The sequence below is a fragment of the Rhizobium sp. Leaf321 genome (assembly GCF_001423215.1).
Taxonomy (GTDB): domain Bacteria; phylum Pseudomonadota; class Alphaproteobacteria; order Rhizobiales; family Rhizobiaceae; genus Neorhizobium; species Neorhizobium soli.
This window is the reverse complement of the sequence record NZ_LMOF01000007.1, coordinates 1-19689: the sequence shown is the minus strand read 5'-3', so window position 1 is coordinate 19689 and position 19689 is coordinate 1. Positions and strand designations below refer to the sequence as shown.

Here is a 19689-nt window from a genome sequence, read left to right as displayed (position 1 = left end):
ACGTGACCGATCGTGCCAATGTTGACGTGAGGCTTATTGCGCTCAAACTTGCTCTTTGCCATTTCCGGCTCTCCATTTTGCGTGAGCCCTCAAGGGCTCCAATTCTTGTTGTCGCCCCGGCACGAGGCCGAGGCGTATTTTGGATCGGTATTCCGATTACTTCTGACCGGAATACTTAGCCTGGATTTCGGTCGCGACGTTCGACGGAACCGGTGCGTAGTGATCGAAGGTCATCGAATACTGTGCACGGCCCTGCGACATGGAGCGCAGGTTGTCGACGTACTTGAACATGTTCGCGAGTGGCACGTGAGCGTTGATAACGATCGCGATGCCGCGCTGTTCCTGGCCCTGGATCTGGCCGCGACGGGAGTTCAAGTCGCCGATCACGTCACCGACGTAATCTTCCGGGGTCACAACTTCGACCTTCATCATCGGCTCGAGAAGCTGTGCGCCAGCCTTCTTTGCCGCTTCACGGAAGCAAGCACGCGATGCGATTTCGAACGCGAGGACCGAGGAGTCGACGTCGTGGAAGGCGCCATCCATCAGGGTTGCCTTGACGCCGAGCATCGGGAAGCCCGCGAGCGGACCCGAAGACAGAACGCTTTCGATACCCTTCTGAACGCCGGGGATGTATTCCTTCGGAATGGAACCACCAACGATCTTGGATTCGAACTTGAATTCGTCGCCATCCGGGTTCGGTTCGAAGACGATCTTGACGCGCGCGAACTGACCGGTACCACCGGACTGCTTCTTGTGCGTGTAATCTTCTTCGTGCGTGCGTGTGATGGTTTCGCGGTAGGCAACCTGCGGCGCGCCGACAGTAGCTTCTACCTTGAATTCACGGCGCATGCGGTCGACGAGGATGTCGAGATGCAGTTCGCCCATGCCGGCGATGATCGTCTGACCAGACTCTTCATCCGTCTTGACGCGGAACGAAGGATCTTCAGCAGCCAGGCGGTTGAGCGCGAGGCCCATCTTTTCCTGGTCGCCCTTGGTCTTCGGTTCGATCGCGATCTGGATGACCGGCTCAGGGAATTCCATGCGCTCGAGGATAACCGGGTGCAGCGGATCACACAGGGTGTCGCCGGTCGTGGTTTCCTTGAGACCTGCGAGAGCAACGATGTCGCCTGCAAAGGCTTCTTCGATGTCTTCACGGGAGTTGGAATGCATCTGCAGCATGCGGCCGACGCGCTCGCGCTTTTCCTTGACCGTGTTCATGACGGCCGTGCCCTTGGTGAGCTTGCCGGAATAGATACGGGCGAAGGTGAGCGAACCAACGAAGGGGTCGTTCATGATCTTGAACGCAAGCATCGAAAGCGGCTCATCATCCGACGGATGACGGGCGATTTCGGCTTCGGTCTTGACGTCGATACCATTGATGGACGGGATGTCGAGCGGCGAAGGCAGATATTCGACAACGGCGTCGAGCAAAGGCTGAACGCCCTTGTTCTTGAAGGCCGTGCCGCAGAACATCGGATGGAACTTGACGTCGATGGTACCACGACGAACCAGCGCACGGATCTTGTCATTGTCCGGCATGATGCCGTTCAAGTAGTTTTCCATGGCTTCTTCATCGATATCGACGACCTGTTCGATCATCTTCTCGCGGTATTCGGCAGCCTTTTCCTTCATGTCGTCAGGAATCTCGACGACGTCCCAGGCAGCGCCGAGCGACTCGTCGCGCCAGATCAGGGCATTCATCTCGATCAGATCGATGACGCCCTTGAACTCGGTTTCTGCACCGATCGGGAGCTGCATGACAACAGCGATGGCACCGAGACGGGTTTTGATCATTTCTACCGAGCGGTAGAAGTCAGCGCCGGTCTTGTCCATCTTGTTGCAGAAGATCATCCGCGGGACATGGTACTTCTCGGCCTGACGCCAGACGGTTTCCGTCTGCGGCTCTACGCCGGCGTTTGCGTCGAGAAGAGCGATCGCACCGTCGAGCACGCGCAGCGAACGTTCGACTTCAATGGTGAAGTCGACGTGGCCGGGAGTGTCGATGATGTTGAAGCGGCGCATCTTGCCGTCACGGCCCTTCCAGAAGGTCGTGGTCGCAGCGGAGGTGATGGTGATCCCACGCTCCTGCTCCTGCTCCATCCAGTCCATGGTGGCTGCGCCATCATGAACTTCGCCGATCTTGTGCGACTTGCCCGTGTAGTAAAGAATCCGCTCTGTGGTCGTGGTCTTGCCGGCGTCGATATGCGCCATGATACCAAAGTTGCGGTAGTCTTCGATTTTATATTCGCGAGCCATAGGACTGCCTTTCGAAACTCGATCGGGTGAAGATTACCAACGGTAATGCGAGAATGCGCGGTTTGCGTCCGCCATCTTGTGGGTGTCTTCACGCTTCTTGACGGCGCTGCCACGGTTGTTCGAAGCATCCATGAGTTCGCCCGAGAGGCGATCGATCATGGTGGTTTCGTTACGCTTGCGGGCAGCAGCAATCAGCCAGCGGATGGCGAGAGCCTGACGGCGCTCCGGGCGAACGTCGACCGGGACCTGGTAGGTTGCACCACCAACGCGACGCGAACGGACTTCGACGTGCGGAGCGACGTTGTCGAGGGCTGTGTGGAAGATGCCGAGCGGATCGGACTTGGCCTTGCCCTGCACGGAGTCAAACGCACCGTAGACAATGCTTTCGGCGACAGACTTCTTGCCGTGAAGCATGATGGCATTCATGAACTTGGTGACGATCAAATCGCCGAACTTAGGGTCCGGATTGATCTCACGCTTTTCTGCACTATGGCGTCGGGACATATTACTCGTCTCTCAAACGGTTTAGACGCTTTATCACGCGGAGAACCTCGCGCAGCGCCGGAAAATTGGAAATCCGAAGGATTACTTCGGACGCTTCGCACCATACTTCGAACGGCGCTGCTTACGGTTCTTGACGCCCTGGGTGTCGAGAACGCCGCGGATGACGTGGTAACGAACGCCTGGCAAGTCCTTTACGCGGCCGCCACGGATCATGACGACAGAGTGTTCCTGCAGGTTGTGACCTTCACCCGGAATGTAGCCGATGACTTCGAAGCCATTGGTGAGGCGAATCTTGGCAACCTTACGCAGAGCCGAGTTAGGCTTCTTCGGGGTCGTCGTATAAACGCGGGTGCAAACGCCGCGCTTCTGCGGGTTTTCCTGCAGAGCAGGAACCTTGTTGCGCTTTACCTGTGCCTGGCGTGGCTTACGGATCAGCTGGTTTACGGTAGGCATATACCCATCCCTTGCAAAATCTTCTTTCAAGCCCCTTTCGGGACCATTCGGATGCCGTTTCCGGCGGCGACACACACATCTCCTCATGCACGAAACGTGGCCCGATCCGTATCCGGATGGACCACATAAGGCAGAGGACGCATTGAAAACGCGTCGTGCGTGCAGCATTCTTGTAGTCAACGTGCGTTTTTTGGAAACCTGTTTGAGGCGAACTCCGGAGAAAGACTCTCCAGACGCACATGTCTCACATGGTGTCCGATGCCGCGGCGTTTACTGACTTAACCCTTCTGCGTCAAGAGCTGGCCCGAAAATAATGGCGGAAAGCCTTGTTTACCGGGGTTTTCGATCGCCTGAAAAGCCGCCCCAAAACATTAAAGTTCGACCCCGGCATTTCCGTTTGGGAATCACTGAATATGGCAATAAAGGAGGTTTTGGAACATTCCTCGCTCTTGCCTCTTGATGACAATGAAGCGTCAGCCCCTTTACCTGGAGATTGCACATGGCAAACCCCGCCGATAACGACAACACGCTCGATGACCCGATGATTTTCATCATTATCGGCAAGGCTTACGAGACCAAGGGCGGCGAAGGCATCGAGATGCATGTCATTCTGCGCGCACCCGACGATGACTCCGCCGTACGCGAGGCGCTGAACGCGCTGACCGAAGAAGGCTTCCTGGAGGCCGACCTCGATCAGATCGGCGTCCTGACCGACGAGCCGCCGGAAGAGCCGCATGCATCCGCCTATCAGGGTGCGCTCGAAGGCGAAGTCGCGATCATCCGCTTCGACTAACCTGTTTCTGAATTTAGATAAAAGAAAACGCCCGGATCGCTCCGGGCGTTTTTTTGTCGTGCGTTCCTGAAAAGAGAGCGCCCGTTTCCGGGCGCCCTACCCTCGCAGCCTTATTCGGCCGGAGTCTTTTCCGGGTTCATGTTCTGCAGCATCGGCGTAGCCGAGCCAGCGCCTGAGCCCTTCTTGCGTTCCTCGAGGATGAGGTCGTCGCGCGAAGTGGCGATGCGGCGGATCTGCGTCATGGTGCCGCCAGTACCAGCCGGGATGAGACGGCCGACGATGACGTTTTCCTTCAGACCCTGCAGCGTATCCGTCTTGCCGGCGATTGCAGCTTCCGTGAGAACCTTGGTGGTTTCCTGGAAGGATGCAGCCGAGATGAAGGACGGCGTCTGCAGCGATGCCTTGGTGATGCCGAGGAGTACCGGGTCGCCGAAGGCAGGCTTCTTGCCTTCCTCGATGAGACGGTCGTTGGCATCGTCAAGTTCGATCCGGTCGACATTGTCACCGACGATATACTGGCTGTCGCCGCTATCGGTGATCTCGACCTTCTGAAGCATCTGACGAACAATCACTTCGATGTGCTTGTCGTTGATCACAACGCCCTGCAGACGGTAGACTTCCTGGATTTCGTTGACCAGGTAGGAAGCGAGTGCTTCCACGCCCTTGATCGCCAGGATGTCGTGCGGCGCAGGATTGCCGTCGAGGATGTAGTCGCCCTTTTCGATGTAGTCGCCTTCCTGAAGGTGGAAGGGCTTGCCCTTCGGGATCAGGTATTCGACTGCTTCGACACCGTCTTCGGCAGGCTCGATCTGGACGCGACGCTTGTTCTTGTAGTCGCGGCCGAGGCGGATCGTACCATCGATCTCAGCGATGATGGCGTGGTCCTTCGGACGACGAGCTTCGAACAGTTCGGCAACGCGTGGCAGACCACCGGTGATGTCCTTGGTCTTGGCGCTTTCCATCGGGATACGCGCCAGAACATCGCCCTGCGATACCTTGCTGCCCGGTTCTACGGACAGGATGGCATCGACGTTGAGGTTGAAGCGGGCGTCACCGCCACGCGACAGCTTCATGATCGCACCCGAAGCGTCCTTGATGACGATTGCAGGCTTCAGATCGATACCGCGCGGGGTCGAACGCCAGTCGATAACCTGACGCTTGGTGATACCCGTGGATTCGTCGGTCGATTCCGAGACCGAAATCGAGTCGACCATGTCCTCGAAGAACACCGTACCGGCCACTTCCGTCATCATCGGACGTGTGTAGGGGTCCCATTCTGCAAGACGCTGACCACGACGAACCTTGTCGCCGTCATCGACATGCAGCTTCGAACCGTAAGCAACGCGCTGCGAGGAACGCTCGACACCACGCTCGTCGAGAATGGTAACCGACATGTTGCGGCCCATTGCGACGAGAACGTTTTCCGAGTTCCGCAGCATGTTGCGGTTCTTGATGAGGATCGTGCCCTCATAGGACGCTTCCAGGAACGACGAGTCGACCACGTTTGCCGTACCGCCCAAGTGGAACGTACGCATGGTCAGCTGGGTACCAGGCTCACCGATCGACTGAGCAGCGATAACGCCGACAGCCTCACCCATGTTGACCGGGGTACCGCGCGCAAGGTCACGGCCGTAGCAGATCGAGCATACGCCTGTCTGAACTTCGCAGGTCAGTGCAGAGCGGATACGGATCGACTGAATGCCAGCCTTTTCGATCTCGATGACATCGGGCTCAAGGATCATGCGACCAGCATCGACGATGCGCTCACCCGTGACCGGATGATCGATGTCGTCGAGGGCCGTACGACCGAGAACGCGGGTACCAATGGACGCAACGACCTGACCGGCGTCAACGATGGCGGTCATGGTGAGACCGCTCTCGGTGCCGCAATCGACCATGTTGACGATGCAGTCCTGGGCCACGTCGACGAGACGACGGGTCAGGTAACCGGAGTTCGCCGTCTTCAAGGCGGTGTCTGCGAGGCCCTTACGGGCACCGTGGGTCGAGTTGAAGTACTCGTTAACGGTCAGGCCTTCTTTGAAGTTCGAGATGATCGGGGTCTCGATAATCTCACCCGACGGCTTCGCCATCAGGCCGCGCATGCCGCCCAGCTGACGCATCTGGTTCGGTGAACCACGGGCGCCGGAGTGGGACATCATGTAGATCGCGTTCATCGGCTTCTGGCGACCGGTCTCTGCGTCGAATTCGACAGCCTTAATGCGGGCCATCATGTCTTCGGCGACCTTCTCGGTGGCCTTGCCCCAGGCGTCTACGACCTTGTTGTACTTCTCGCCCTGAGTGATCAGGCCGTCGTTGTACTGCTGTTCGTATTCCTTCACGAGGGCTTCGGTATCACCGACGATCTTCACCTTCGAGTCCGGGATGATCATGTCGTCCTTACCGAACGAAATGCCAGCCTTGCACGCGTGGGTGAAGCCGAGCTGCATGATACGGTCGCAGAAAATGACCGTGTCCTTCTGACCGCAGTGACGGTAGACCGTGTCGATCATCTTGGAGATGTTCTTCTTGGTCATTTCCTGGTTGCAGGTCTCGTACGGCACCTTGAAGTTCTTCGGCAGAAGTTCGCCGATGATCATACGACCAGGTGTCGTTTCATAGATCTTGGAAACCGGCTTGCCGTCCTCGTCGACCGTCTTGAAACGACCGCGAATCTTGGCGTGCAGGGTGACGACCTTGTTTTCCAGAGCATGGTGCAGTTCGCCCATGTCCGAGAAGACCATGCCTTCGCCCGGCTCGTTCTGATTGAGGATCGACAGGTAGTACAGGCCGAGAACCATGTCCTGTGAAGGAACGATGATCGGCGCGCCGTTTGCCGGGTGCAGAATGTTGTTCGTCGACATCATGAGCACGCGGGCTTCAAGCTGGGCTTCCAGCGAGAGCGGCACGTGAACAGCCATCTGGTCACCGTCGAAGTCGGCGTTGAAGGCCGTGCAGACGAGCGGATGCAGCTGGATCGCCTTGCCTTCAACCAGGATCGGTTCGAAAGCCTGGATGCCCAGACGGTGCAGCGTCGGTGCGCGGTTCAGAAGAACCGGATGCTCGCGGATGACCTCGTCGAGGATATCCCAAACTTCTGGCTTTTCCTTTTCAACCAGCTTCTTCGCCTGCTTGACGGTCGAGGAATAACCCTTGGCGTCGAGACGGGCGTAGATGAACGGCTTGAACAGCTCGAGCGCCATCTTCTTCGGCAGGCCGCACTGGTGCAGCTTCAGTTCCGGACCGGTCACGATGACCGAACGACCGGAATAGTCGACGCGCTTGCCGAGGAGGTTCTGGCGGAAGCGGCCCTGCTTGCCCTTGAGCATGTCGGACAGCGACTTCAGCGGACGCTTGTTGGCACCGGTGATGACGCGGCCACGACGGCCGTTGTCGAACAGCGCGTCCACAGATTCCTGCAGCATGCGCTTTTCGTTGCGGATGATGATGCCGGGAGCGCGCAGTTCGATCAGGCGCTTCAGACGGTTGTTACGGTTGATGACGCGGCGGTACAGATCGTTAAGGTCGGACGTCGCAAAACGGCCGCCATCGAGCGGAACCAGCGGGCGCAGATCCGGCGGGATGACCGGAACGACCTTCATGATCATCCATTCCGGGCGGTTGCCGGATTCCATGAAGTTCTCGACGATCTTCAGGCGCTTCATCAGCTTCTTCTGCTTGAGATCCGAGGTGGTCTCAGCAAGGTCCGTGCGAAGGTCGCCGGCGATCTTTTCGAGGTTCATCGACGCCAGCATCTCGTAGATGGCTTCAGCACCGATCATCGCCGTGAACTGATCTTCACCGAACTCGTCGATGGCGATCATGTATTCCTCTTCCGACAGAAGCTGATTTTCCTTCAGCGACGTCAGGCCAGGCTCGGTTACGATGTAGTTCTCGAAGTAGAGAACGCGTTCGACATCCTTCAGCGTCATGTCGAGCAGTGTCGAGATACGCGAAGGCAACGACTTCAGGAACCAGATGTGGGCAACAGGCGCAGCAAGTTCGATATGGCCCATGCGCTCGCGGCGAACGCGCGACAGCGTGACTTCAACGCCGCACTTTTCGCAGATGATGCCCTTGTACTTCATGCGCTTGTACTTGCCGCACAGGCATTCGTAGTCCTTGATAGGTCCGAAAATGCGCGCGCAGAAAAGACCATCGCGTTCAGGCTTGAACGTACGATAGTTGATCGTTTCCGGCTTCTTGATCTCGCCGTAGGACCACGACAGGATCTTTTCCGGGCTCGCAATCGAGATCCGGATCGAATCGAAGTGCTGTGCGGGCACTGTCGGGTTGAAAAGGTTCATGACCTCTTGGTTCATGCCTGTCTCCTTGATGGGGCGTAACGCCCTCAGTCGGGTCGCGGTACCGGCAAATTCCCGGGATGCCGATCCTCGATCCATAAATGACAATAACCGCAGAATGCGGCAAAACTCCCCTCACCCGATGCAAACTCCACCGGCGGAGGGAATGGCGTGCGCGGTTGCCCCCGCACGCCCCTTGTCAAATTTTATTCAGCCGCGTCGGGCAGTGCGTCAGCCGTATCGAGCTTGGAATTTTCCAGTTCGACCGACAGACCCAGCGAGCGCATTTCCTTGACGAGAACGTTGAAGCTCTCCGGAATGCCTGCCTCGAACGTGTCGTCGCCTCGGACGATCGCCTCGTAGACCTTGGTACGACCTGCCACGTCGTCCGACTTCACCGTCAGCATTTCCTGCAGGGTGTAGGCAGCGCCGTAAGCTTCCAGAGCCCAGACTTCCATTTCCCCGAAGCGCTGACCACCGAACTGAGCCTTACCACCGAGCGGCTGCTGGGTGACGAGCGAGTACGGACCAATCGAACGCGCGTGGATCTTGTCGTCCACAAGGTGGTTCAGCTTGATCATGTACATGTAGCCGACAGTCACCTGACGGTCGAAGGCTTCACCGGTACGACCGTCGTACAGGGTCGACTGACCGCTTTCGTGCAGACCGGCCTTCTTCAGCATCGAAGCAACGTCTGGTTCATGCGCACCGTCGAAAACCGGCGTTGCGATGGAGACGCCCTTGCGGGACTGTTCGGCAAGTCTGACCAGCGAATCATCGTCGAAGTCGACGACTTCGTTCTTGGCCTCACTGGCATACACGTCGGTCAGAACTGTCTTCAGCTCGCCGATGTCCATGGTCTTGCGGTATTCGTCGAGGAGCTCGCCGATCTTCTTACCCATGCCGGCGCAAGCCCAGGCAAGGTGGGTTTCGAGGATCTGACCGACGTTCATGCGCGAAGGCACGCCCAGCGGGTTCAAGCAGATGTCGACGTGGGTACCGTCTTCGAGGAACGGCATGTCTTCGACAGGCACGATACGCGAAACAACGCCCTTGTTACCGTGACGGCCGGCCATCTTGTCGCCCGGCTGGATCTTGCGCTTCACAGCGACAAAGACCTTGACCATCTTCATGACGCCCGGAGGCATTTCGTCGCCGCGCTGGACCTTTTCGACCTTGTCCATGAAGCGATGCTCGAGCAGCGACTTCGACTCGTCGTACTGACCACGCAGTGCTTCGATCTCGCCCTGGACCTTTTCGTCTTCGACCGCGAACATCCACCACTGGGAGCGGGGATATTCGGAGACGACGGCGTTGGAGAGCTCGACGCCCTTCTTGAAGCCCTTCGGACCGGCGACAGACGCCTGACCACGGAGCATCTCGATCAGACGGCCGTAGACGTTACGGTCGAGGATCGCTTGTTCGTCGTCGCGGTCCTTGGCGAGGCGTTCAATTTCCTCGCGTTCGATCGCCATCGCACGTTCGTCCTTTTCGACGCCGTGACGGTTGAAGACGCGAACTTCGACGACGGTCCCGAACGTGCCCGGAGGCATGCGCATGGACGTGTCGCGAACGTCGGAAGCCTTTTCACCGAAGATGGCGCGAAGAAGCTTTTCTTCAGGCGTCATCGGGCTTTCGCCCTTCGGTGTGATCTTGCCGACAAGGATGTCGCCCGGCTGAACTTCGGCGCCGATATAGACGATGCCGGCTTCGTCGAGGTTCTTCAGCGCTTCTTCCGATACGTTCGGAATGTCGCGCGTGATTTCTTCAGGACCAAGCTTCGTGTCACGCGCCATCACTTCGAATTCTTCGATGTGGATGGAGGTAAACACGTCGTCAGACACGATGCGCTCGGACATGAGGATCGAGTCTTCGTAGTTGTAGCCGTTCCAAGGCATGAACGCGACGAGCGCGTTGCGGCCAAGAGCCAGGTCACCGAGGTCGGTCGAAGGACCGTCAGCGATGATGTCGCCCTTGTTCAGAATATCGCCGACGGCGACCAGCGGCCGCTGGTTGACGCAGGTGTTCTGGTTGGAGCGCTGGAACTTCTGCAGGCGGTAGATATCGACGCCGGACTTGCCGGATTCGAGGTCTTCCGTTGCACGGATAACGATACGGGTCGCATCCACCTGGTCCACAACACCGCTACGGCGGGCAGCAATCGCCGCGCCGGAGTCACGCGCAACCACAGGCTCCATGCCGGTGCCGACGAACGGCGCTTCGGCGCGAACCAACGGAACCGCCTGACGCTGCATGTTGGAACCCATGAGGGCGCGGTTGGCGTCGTCGTTTTCGAGGAACGGGATCAGAGCCGCTGCGACGGAGACGAGCTGCTTTGGCGAAACGTCCATCAGGTTGACGGTGTCGCGCGGGGACAGCATGACTTCGCCGGAATGGCGGCAGACCACGAACTCTTCAACGAAGGTGCCTTCGGAGGTGAGTTCCGAGTTCGCCTGCGCAACGTAGTACTTCGCCTCTTCCATAGCGGAGAGATAGACGACGTCCTTCGTGACCTTGCCATCGATGATCTTGCGGTACGGGCTTTCGATGAAGCCGTACTTGTTAACGCGGGCAAAGGTTGCAAGCGAGTTGATCAGACCGATGTTCGGGCCTTCCGGCGTTTCGATCGGGCAAATACGGCCGTAGTGGGTCGGATGAACGTCGCGGACTTCGAAGCCTGCGCGCTCGCGGGTCAAACCACCCGGGCCAAGTGCCGAAAGACGACGCTTGTGGGTGATTTCCGAAAGCGGGTTCACCTGGTCCATGAACTGCGACAGCTGCGAGGAACCGAAGAATTCGCGAACCGCGGCAGCAGCCGGCTTCGCATTGATCAGGTCCTGCGGCATGACGGTGTCGATCTCGATCGACGACATGCGTTCCTTGATGGCGCGCTCCATGCGGAGCAGACCGAGACGGTACTGATTTTCCATCAGTTCGCCGACGGAACGAACACGGCGGTTGCCGAGGTTGTCGATGTCGTCGATTTCGCCCTTGCCGTCACGCAGTTCGACGAGCATCCGGACCACGGCCAGGATATCGTCCTTGCGCAGAACGCGCATCGTGTCTGGAGCGTCGACGTCGAGACGCATGTTCATTTTCACGCGGCCGACGGCGGAGAGATCGTAACGCTCCGAATCGAAGAACAGCGAATTGAACATGGCTTCGGCCGAGTCCATCGTCGGCGGCTCGCCCGGACGCATGACGCGGTAGATGTCGAACAGTGCATCCTGACGATGCTCGTTCTTGTCTGCGGCCAGCGTGTTGCGGATGTAGGCGCCAACATTGATGTGGTCGATGCCGAGAACCGGGATCTCGTCGAAACCGTGGTCGAGGATGACCTTGAGGGTCTTCTCGTCGATTTCGTCGCCGGCTTCGAGATAGATCTCACCCGTCGAGTAGTTGACGATGTCTTCGGCCAGATAGTTGCCGTAGAGGTCGTCATTCGTTGCCTTGATGGCCTTGAGGCCCTTCTCGGTCAGCGAACGAAGCAGACGCGGGGTCAGCTTCTTGCCGGATTCCACAACGACTTCGCCCGTATCGGCGTCAACCATTTCCGAAAGCGCCTTGGCACCCTTGAGGGTTTCGGCGTTGAACGGAATGCGCCAGCCTTCGCCGTCGCGAACATAGTTGGACTTCGTATAGAACGTCGACAGGATTTCTTCGCCGTCCATGCCGAGTGCCATCAGCAGCGACGAGACGGGGATCTTGCGGCGACGGTCGATACGCGCGTAGACGATATCCTTGGCGTCGAATTCGATGTCGAGCCAGGAACCGCGATACGGAATGACGCGAGCAGCGAAAAGCAGCTTGCCGGACGAGTGGCTCTTGCCCTTGTCGTGGTCGAAGAACACGCCTGGCGAACGGTGCATCTGAGACACGATGACGCGTTCGGTACCGTTCACGATGAACGTGCCGTTGTCGGTCATGAGCGGCATGTCGCCCATGTAGACGGACTGTTCCTTGATGTCCTTGATGGACTTCGCGCCCGTATCCTCGTCGATATCAAACACGATGAGACGCAGCGTCACCTTGAGAGGCGCTGCGTAGGTCAGATCGCGCTGACGGCATTCTTCGACGTCGAACTTCGGCGGTTCGAATTCGTAGGACACGAATTCGAGCATGGAAGCGCCGGAGAAATCGCTGATCGGGAAGACAGACCTGAACACGGAGTTCAAACCTTCGTCCGGACGACCACCCTTCGGCTCTTCAACCATCAGAAACTGATCGTAAGACGCCTTCTGAACCTCGATAAGGTTCGGCATTTCTGTGACTTCGGGGATTTTCCCAAAAAACTTGCGTACGCGCCTGCGACCGTTAAATGAAAGGGTCTGAGCCATCGTCGCTCCTTCAAAATTGCATCCGGGCCTGCAACGGACGGGGTTCGCTGGCCAGTCGATCCCGTCGAACATGGTATTCTCAAACTCGTCCTACTTCCCGAAAGCGAAAGGCCGGATTGCCTTCTCGGTTCGGTTCAGGACCATCCTCTTGAGAACCCATTACCCAGGGGCCGTTTTCACGATCCCTGGGTAATAGTTTCGGAGGAAGAAAGCGGGGGAGACTGATCTCCCCCACCGTATTCCGATATTACTTGACGTCGACCTTGGCGCCTGCGTCTTCAAGCTTCTTCTTGAGGTCTGCAGCTTCAGCCTTGGAAACGGCTTCCTTGACAGCCTTAGGAGCGCCTTCGACGAGGTCCTTAGCTTCCTTCAGGCCGAGACCTGTGATTGCGCGGACTTCCTTGATGACGTTGATCTTGTTAGCGCCGGCTTCAACGAGGATAACGTCGAATTCGGTCTTTTCTTCTTCAACGACAGCAGCAGCACCGCCGCCAGCAGCAGCAGCTGCGACAGGAGCAGCAGCCGAAACGCCCCACTTTTCTTCGAGCATCTTGGAAAGCTCAGCAGCTTCCAGAACGGTCAGGGCGGACAGGTCTTCAACGATCTTTGCGAGATCAGCCATTTTATCAGTTCCTTATATTCGGTTCGAACTTGGTTTTGAACAGCGAAAAACCGCCTTACGCGGCTTCGTCCTTCTTTGAGTAAGCCGCAAACACGCGAGCAAGCTGAGCTGCTGGTGCGGATACAACCGTTGCAATGCGGGTAGCCGGGGCGTTCAAGAGGCCCAGCAGCTTGCCACGAAGCTCGTCCAGCGAAGGCAGGGTCGCAAGCGACTTGACTGCTTCTGCGTTGAGCGTGGTTGTTCCCATGGCTCCACCGAGGACAACGATCTTGTCGTTGGTCTTGGCGAAATCCACGACGACTTTGGGAGCAGTGATCGGGTCATTGCTGTAGGCAATGAGTGTCTGACCGGTGAAGAGATCGGAGATCCCTTCTGCTTCCGTACCCTGAAGAGCGATCTTGGCCAGGCGGTTCTTCGCGACTTTGACGGTGCCGCCAGCAGCACGCATTTTTGAACGGAAGTCGTTCATCTGCGCAACTGTGACACCAGCATAGTGGGCCACGACAACTGAACCAGAAGCCTTGAAGACTTCATTCAGCTCCGTGACGAATTCGCGTTTTTCCGCTCTTTCCACTGTCTGTCTCCAGTTGATAGGACCGCAATCCTGCAGGCCCTACCGGGTTTGCCTTTGCCTCGAACGATCGTTTGACGGACCGTCCGTGGCGGTTGAGGATCCTGTCCCCCCGCTCTGTCGCCACGAAGGCTTCAGGCTTAAGGCACACAAGGCTCGAACCGAATTGACAACGCCGGAGCGCCGAAAATCTGCGTTCTTACCCGTCTCATGCAGGCCAAGTGATTAAGGGAAAACCACCTGCAATCTCGGACAGGAATTCCGGATTTCTCCGGAAATTCCCGCTCCCCGAAGGGAGAGGGAATTCATGCAGCCGGAGCCCTGGGGCTCCGGCAATTCATTAAGCGGCTGTGACCGACGAAGGCTCGATCTTGACGCCTGGGCCCATCGTCGACGAAATCGCGACGCGCTTCAGGTAGTTGCCCTTGGCGCCAGCCGGCTTTGCCTTGATGACGGCGTCAGCAAAGGCACGGATGTTTTCTTCGAGTGCCTTGGCATCGAAGGAAGCCTTGCCGATGCCGGCGTGAACGATACCGGCCTTCTCGACGCGGAACTCGACAGCGCCGCCCTTGGAAGCCTTGACGGCTCCGGCAACGTCCATGGTCACAGTACCGACCTTCGGGTTCGGCATCATGCCACGCGGGCCGAGAACCTTACCGAGACGACCGACGAGCGGCATCATGTCAGGAGTTGCGATGCAACGATCGAAGTCGATCTTGCCGCCCTGAACGATTTCCAGCAGGTCTTCTGCGCCAACAATGTCTGCACCAGCAGCCTTGGCTTCATCAGCCTTGGCGCCACGTGCGAAAACAGCAACGCGAACGTCACGGCCGGTGCCGTTCGGCAGGTTGACAACGCCGCGGACCATCTGGTCTGCGTGACGCGGGTCAACGCCGAGGTTCATCGAGATTTCGACGGTTTCGTCGAACTTAGCCGTCGCACGTTCCTTGACCATCGAGATGGCTTCGGTGAGAGCGATGAGCGTTGTCGGATCCACGCCTTCGCGGATCTTCTTCATGCGCTTTGCGAGCTTTACCATGTTAAGCCACCACTTCCAGGCCCATGGAGCGGGCAGAGCCCTCAACCATCAGCATTGCGCCTTCGACGTCGGCTGCGTTGAGATCCTTCATCTTACCTTCGGCGATCGCACGGACCTGAGCCTTGGTGATGGTACCGGCCTTGCCACCCTTGCCAGGGGTCTTGGAACCGGAAGTGATCTTCGCTTCCTTCTTCAGCCAATAAGTAACCGGCGGCTGCTTCATCGCGAAGGTGAAGGACTTGTCCTGGTAGTAGGTGATGACGACCGGGATCGGCATACCCTTTTCCATTTCCTGCGTGGCGGCATTGAACGCCTTGCAGAATTCCATGATGTTGATGCCACGCTGACCAAGCGCCGGGCCGATTGGCGGGGACGGGTTAGCCGATCCTGCCTTGACCTGAAGCTTGAGCTGGCCTGCTACTTTCTTAGCCATTTCTCTGCCTTTCGTTATGGACCGATATCTTGGTCCGAAATGCCGGATTGACCGGCGGCTGCGGTTGCGTGGTGCGGCTTATCGAGGTCCGGCTAGACCCCTCACCTTCCACGCGGGTTGCGGCAAACGCCGCACAGGGCCGCCAACTCAATGGCAGCCCATATTCAAAAACAATCAGACCTTCTCGACCTGAGCGTATTCGAGCTCCACCGGAGTGGCGCGGCCAAAGATCGACACTTCGACCTTGAGGCGCGAACGCTCTTCATCGACATCCTGAACAACGCCGTTGAACGACGCGAACGGACCATCGGAAACACGAACCTGTTCACCAACCTCGAACGAGATCGAGGACTTCGGCCGCTCGACACCTTCCTGAACCTGACCGAGGATACGATCGGCTTCGGAGTCAGGGATCGGAACAGGCTTGTTGTCGGAACCAAGGAAGCCGGTAACCTTCGGCGTGTTCTTGATCAGATGGTAGGCTTCGTCCGTTAGGTTCGCACGAACCATGACGTAGCCTGGGAAGAACTTGCGTTCGCTATCGACCTTTCGGCCGCGACGCACTTCCACAACCTTTTCCGTCGGAACGAGGATCTGTTCGAACAAATGCTCAAGCCCCTTCTGGCGAGCCTTGTTCTCGATGTCCTCAGCGACCTTTTTCTCAAAGTTCGAATATGCGTGGACGATGTACCAGCGGGCCGCCATCTTAATACTCCAGGATCAAACGCTGACGTTCAGCACGAAGCCGAGCAACCAGCCAATAAGCTGGTCCGCAGCGAAGAAAAACAGCGCCGCAACCACGACCATGACCAGAACCATGATCGTCGAGATCGTGGTTTCACGGCGGGATGGCCAAGTGATTTTAGACGCTTCGGAACGAACCTGCTTGAAGAACGTTGCCGGATTGGTTTTGGATGCCATCGATTGCCCACGCAATTACGGCACGTAAAGCCGATATCGTTCAGCCCCACGCACCGCGTGTCTGTTGTTCCCTACATAAACACCCATTTCCCGTTAAACAAGAGGAAAAAGGTGCCTACATGAAATTCCCAACTTTGGACAACAACCGCTCAGCGCCTATCAATTACAGTCGCAAGCTATGTGTTGTGCGAAGGCTGGCAGGGGCAGCCGGGCTTGAACCGACGACCTGCGGTTTTGGAGACCGCCGCTCTACCAACTGAGCTATACCCCTTCAAACCGAAGACTGACGGACCATCAAGATCCTCTCCGTCACCGGCTAGGCGCTCCCTTTAAGACGCTGCGCCGGACTTGGCAAGAGTGTTTTTCGAACTTTGCCAGGCTATCTGAATTTGCCGCCGACGTTGTCGCCGAGATCTATTGCCGAGACCGGGGACAAGACTTGATCCGGCTTCCCTAGGAGAAGATCGCGCGTTGAAAGCTCGACGGCGCCCGTCGCCGTCCCGGTCGCCGGCACGCGCCTCTCTGTTGGCAGAGGAAGCCGTTGCCATGCCAGACGCGGCGGTTTTTCGACGAAGGCACCAGGTTCGTTGACGGTGCGGTCGCGGACGCGGGTAATGATCGATTCGATCGCGAGCGCGCGGCCCTCTTCGTGATAGAAATTGCCCTTGATCTGTACCGTGCCGGCCAATGCCTTGATGAAGGCGCGCAGCAGGTTCGCGTCAAGCGGCTCGGGGTTAGACCAGAACGAGTCGATCCCGCCCTGATGGGTCAACCCGGGCATGTCGTAAACTGCCGCACCGAGCGCAATCGTCGGAAGACCGGCTCTCAGGCTGTGCATCGCCGTCGTGGAGTTGGCAACGATCGTCCCGTGCGAATGGCGAAGGATCGCTCCGAGATCACCTCTTTCGATAAACACGACCCGGTTCGAGACGCGGTAGCGGGCGGCAATCTTCGACACGATCTTGCGCCAGCCCTCGAGATCGTTGTCGAGCGGATGCTGCTTTACGATCAACCGCGCGCTTTCGGGAGCATGTCTCGAGAACGAGTGGATGACCTGATCGATCATCTGAGAGAGATGCCGATAAGGAGAGTTTGCTCGGATCTGGTAGTCGCTCTGCAATTGCAGCGCCAGGAGGTAATTCTTGCCGGTTTCGCCGTCGAAAAATCCCTCTGGCAGATCGTGGCGCGAACGGAACATGCGCGGCAGCCACGACAGATAGTCGAACAGCGGATCGTAGTACTTGTCCGAGCGGTAGAACGGGAACATCGGGCGGCCGAAATATGCCAGGAGATTATAGATGACCTCGTTTGTCGCCTCCTGTCCGAACGTGTGGCCGTAGCGCGCCTTGAGATCCGGTTCGGGAACCTGCTCGGCAACCTTGCGAATCACGTTCGGATCGTTGGGGAAGTGCGAGAAGCGGCCCATGCCATTGCGTTCGAGCGTGATCCAGTCCGGCCGAAGATAGCCGAACTCGACGGCATGACACTGAATGCCCAACCGACGTGCAACGCGTCCGGCAAAGCGATGGTAGGGCAGCCTGTCGGCATAATAGAGAATGTCGGTGATGCCTTCGCGACGGATGAGTTCAGCCAGATAGCGTGGCCAAGCCCTCAGCGTTCCGCGATAGTTGATCGCTCCGGACTTTCGCCAGTAGGCCTGGTCTCCGAACGAGAAGTTCACACGCTTCGTACCGATCCCCTGCGCTTCGAACGCGTTCGCCAGCTCGCGCCAGAACACGGACGGTGGACCTTGGAGAAACAGGACTTTTGTCATTCGAAGCCAATACCGCTTGATTCGGGATCATGAAATTGAGGGTCGTTTAGCCTGATCGGGGTTCTCCCGACGTAATACACAGCTCCCCGTACGTGAGACGGATGCCAATTCACACAATTACCGTTAAACAGTTCCGGTACTTTCACGAAGGCACCACCGTCGTCAATGGCGCCTTTTACGCACGAAGCATATCCCAAGGTTACGTCGCCATGCATCAACGCCGATTCCTGCTGCTTCAAGGACCCGCCTCGCCGTTTCTCAAGAAGCTCGCGGAAGCCATTGAAAACAAAGGCGCGGAGGTATCGAAGATCAACCTATCCATAGGTGATGTGGCGTTTTGGTGGCCGCGCAAAAGCGAACTGTTTCGCGAAAAGCCTGAACATTGGGCAGTGTATCTCGATCGCTACATAAGCGATCACAATGTAACCGATATCGTCATGCTTGGTGATGGTCGTGCGCCGCATCACAGCGCGGCTGCCGTTGCGTCAGCCAGAGGCGTTGACGTCCATATTCTCGAACACGGGTATCTGCGGCCCGACTGGCTGACGATAGAGCCGGATGGCATGTCGGCACATTCTCGCTTCCCGCAGGATGCGGAGCGTATCCGCATGATCGCGGAAAGCGCACCGGCCATTGACAGGGTCGGACGTTACCGCTCCAGCTTCTTGACCTACGCGCTCTACGATCTTGTCTATCACGTTCCCAATGTTCTCTTGGGATGGCTCGTTCATCCGCACTACCGGACCCATGGGCCCGTGCATCCGGTTCGCGAATATGCCGGCTGGATCTGGAAGGCGCTCAGGATGAAATCCCGGCGACGGAACGCCGATCTCGCGACCACAGCCGCCCTCACCCCGATCCAGACCGCGGATGGCGAGCGCTTGCCTCGGGTCTTCCTGTTTCCGCTGCAGCTTCCTGGGGATTACCAGATCATCCGTCACGCCCCCGGCGGCGACCTCTTCGCCATCGTCGATTCGGTGATTGCTTCTTTCGCAAAGCACGCAGGCAGTAACGACCGCCTGCTGTTCAAGGTCCATCCGATCGACAATGGACTGTCGCGCTGGCCCGAGCGCATCCGGGCCGCCTCGAACCGCCACGGAATACCGGACCGTGTCTTCTATGCGGATGGGGGTGACACCGACGACCTTATCATCCGCGCGGCCGGCGTCGTCACAGTCAACTCGACCGTCGGACTGACCGCGCTATCGATGGCAAAGCCGGTAATTGCGCTGGGCGCTGCGGTTTACGACATCCCCGGGCTGACGTTCCAAGGGCCACTCGCGAAGTTCTGGACAAATCCGGGACGGCCGGACATGGAACTGTTCGACGCCTTCCAGCGAGCGCTTGCCGCGACGACGCAGGTCCGCGGTGGCTTCATCGGGAGAGACGCGATTGAAGCAGGCGCCGAGAATGTTGCAGCACGGCTGATGGAGCCTGCGCCACGCCTGCCGAAGAGCTGGGCCAAGCCACGCGGCAGCACGCAGTTCCGCTATATGAATGAACTCTTTGGCTGAACGGCGTACGCGCTTCCTGCGGACGTCTCCTGACCGATTTCTACACGCTGTAACGAAAAAGGCCCCGCGGTTTCCCGCGAGGCCTTTTTCAAGTGGTTGATCTATCGATTACTCGATGATCGAGGCAACGATGCCGGCGCCGACGGTACGACCGCCTTCGCGGATCGCGAA

At 58.0% G+C, this 19689-nt stretch carries 14 protein-coding genes, 1 tRNA gene and 1 pseudogene; 2 read left to right on the top strand and 14 right to left on the bottom strand.

Translation table 11 applies throughout. From position 1 onward, the window contains the following. The 4 genes and pseudogenes from ASF70_RS24625 to rpsL form a co-directional block, all read right to left on the bottom strand. Positions 1 to 62 (bottom strand): annotated as a pseudogene (locus tag ASF70_RS24625) (elongation factor Tu); the annotation flags it as partial. A 94-nt stretch (positions 63 to 156) separates the two neighbouring features. After that, positions 157 to 2256 (bottom strand): elongation factor G, encoded by a 2100-nt coding sequence (gene fusA / locus ASF70_RS12815; RefSeq protein ID WP_062453161.1) that lies wholly within the window; start codon positions 2254 to 2256, stop codon positions 157 to 159. Between the two features lie 33 nt (positions 2257 to 2289). After that, positions 2290 to 2760, bottom strand: coding sequence for a 30S ribosomal protein S7 (rpsG, locus tag ASF70_RS12810; RefSeq protein WP_062580266.1), 471 nt, complete (start codon positions 2758 to 2760; stop codon positions 2290 to 2292). Positions 2761 to 2841: 81 nt separating this feature from the next. Continuing rightward, complete coding sequence (gene rpsL, locus ASF70_RS12805) at positions 2842 to 3213, bottom strand: 30S ribosomal protein S12 (RefSeq protein ID WP_042618537.1); 372 nt, start codon at positions 3211 to 3213, stop codon at positions 2842 to 2844. A 499-nt stretch (positions 3214 to 3712) separates the two neighbouring features. On the opposite strand from rpsL, the gene ASF70_RS12800 reads away from it, so the two are divergent. Then, entirely contained in the window at positions 3713 to 4006 is a 294-nt protein-coding gene (locus ASF70_RS12800) for a hypothetical protein (RefSeq protein ID WP_062453163.1), read from the top strand. Between the two features lie 110 nt (positions 4007 to 4116). Here the strand turns inward: ASF70_RS12800 and rpoC are convergent, their stop codons facing one another. From rpoC to ASF70_RS12750, 10 genes are all read right to left on the bottom strand, one after another. Next, the gene (gene rpoC, locus ASF70_RS12795; protein ID WP_062580264.1) at positions 4117 to 8325 is read right to left on the bottom strand and encodes a DNA-directed RNA polymerase subunit beta'; all 4209 of its coding nucleotides are present in this window, start codon (positions 8323 to 8325) and stop codon (positions 4117 to 4119) included. Positions 8326 to 8513: 188 nt separating this feature from the next. After that, on the bottom strand, positions 8514 to 12644 hold the full coding sequence (gene rpoB, locus ASF70_RS12790; protein ID WP_062454716.1) for a DNA-directed RNA polymerase subunit beta: 4131 nt from the start codon (positions 12642 to 12644) through the stop codon (positions 8514 to 8516). 247 nt (positions 12645 to 12891) lie between these two features. After that, a complete protein-coding gene (gene rplL, locus ASF70_RS12785) occupies positions 12892 to 13266 on the bottom strand; it encodes a 50S ribosomal protein L7/L12 (RefSeq protein WP_062453165.1) in 375 nt (124 codons plus the stop codon). Positions 13267 to 13321: 55 nt separating this feature from the next. Further along, entirely contained in the window at positions 13322 to 13840 is a 519-nt protein-coding gene (gene rplJ, locus ASF70_RS12780; protein WP_062453166.1) for a 50S ribosomal protein L10, read from the bottom strand. A gap of 337 nt (positions 13841 to 14177) precedes the next feature. Further along, positions 14178 to 14876 carry a 50S ribosomal protein L1 gene (gene rplA, locus ASF70_RS12775; protein ID WP_062453167.1) on the bottom strand — a complete coding sequence of 233 codons (699 nt, stop codon included), beginning with the start codon at positions 14874 to 14876 and terminating at the stop codon, positions 14178 to 14180. Position 14877: 1 nt separating this feature from the next. Then, complete coding sequence (rplK, locus tag ASF70_RS12770; protein ID WP_062453168.1) at positions 14878 to 15309, bottom strand: 50S ribosomal protein L11; 432 nt, start codon at positions 15307 to 15309, stop codon at positions 14878 to 14880. 174 nt (positions 15310 to 15483) lie between these two features. Next, positions 15484 to 16014 carry a transcription termination/antitermination protein NusG gene (gene nusG, locus ASF70_RS12765; protein WP_062453169.1) on the bottom strand — a complete coding sequence of 177 codons (531 nt, stop codon included), beginning with the start codon at positions 16012 to 16014 and terminating at the stop codon, positions 15484 to 15486. A gap of 15 nt (positions 16015 to 16029) precedes the next feature. Then, complete coding sequence (gene secE, locus ASF70_RS12760) at positions 16030 to 16230, bottom strand: preprotein translocase subunit SecE (protein ID WP_062453170.1); 201 nt, start codon at positions 16228 to 16230, stop codon at positions 16030 to 16032. A gap of 195 nt (positions 16231 to 16425) precedes the next feature. Continuing rightward, positions 16426 to 16501 (bottom strand) — tRNA-Trp (locus tag ASF70_RS12755). 108 nt (positions 16502 to 16609) lie between these two features. Beyond that, on the bottom strand, positions 16610 to 18004 hold the full coding sequence (locus ASF70_RS12750) for a capsular biosynthesis protein (protein WP_062580263.1): 1395 nt from the start codon (positions 18002 to 18004) through the stop codon (positions 16610 to 16612). A 209-nt stretch (positions 18005 to 18213) separates the two neighbouring features. Between ASF70_RS12750 and ASF70_RS12745 the strand changes: the two genes are divergently transcribed. Then, positions 18214 to 19518, top strand: coding sequence for a capsular biosynthesis protein (locus ASF70_RS12745; protein WP_062580261.1), 1305 nt, complete (start codon positions 18214 to 18216; stop codon positions 19516 to 19518). The last annotated feature ends 171 nt before the right edge of the window (positions 19519 to 19689 follow it).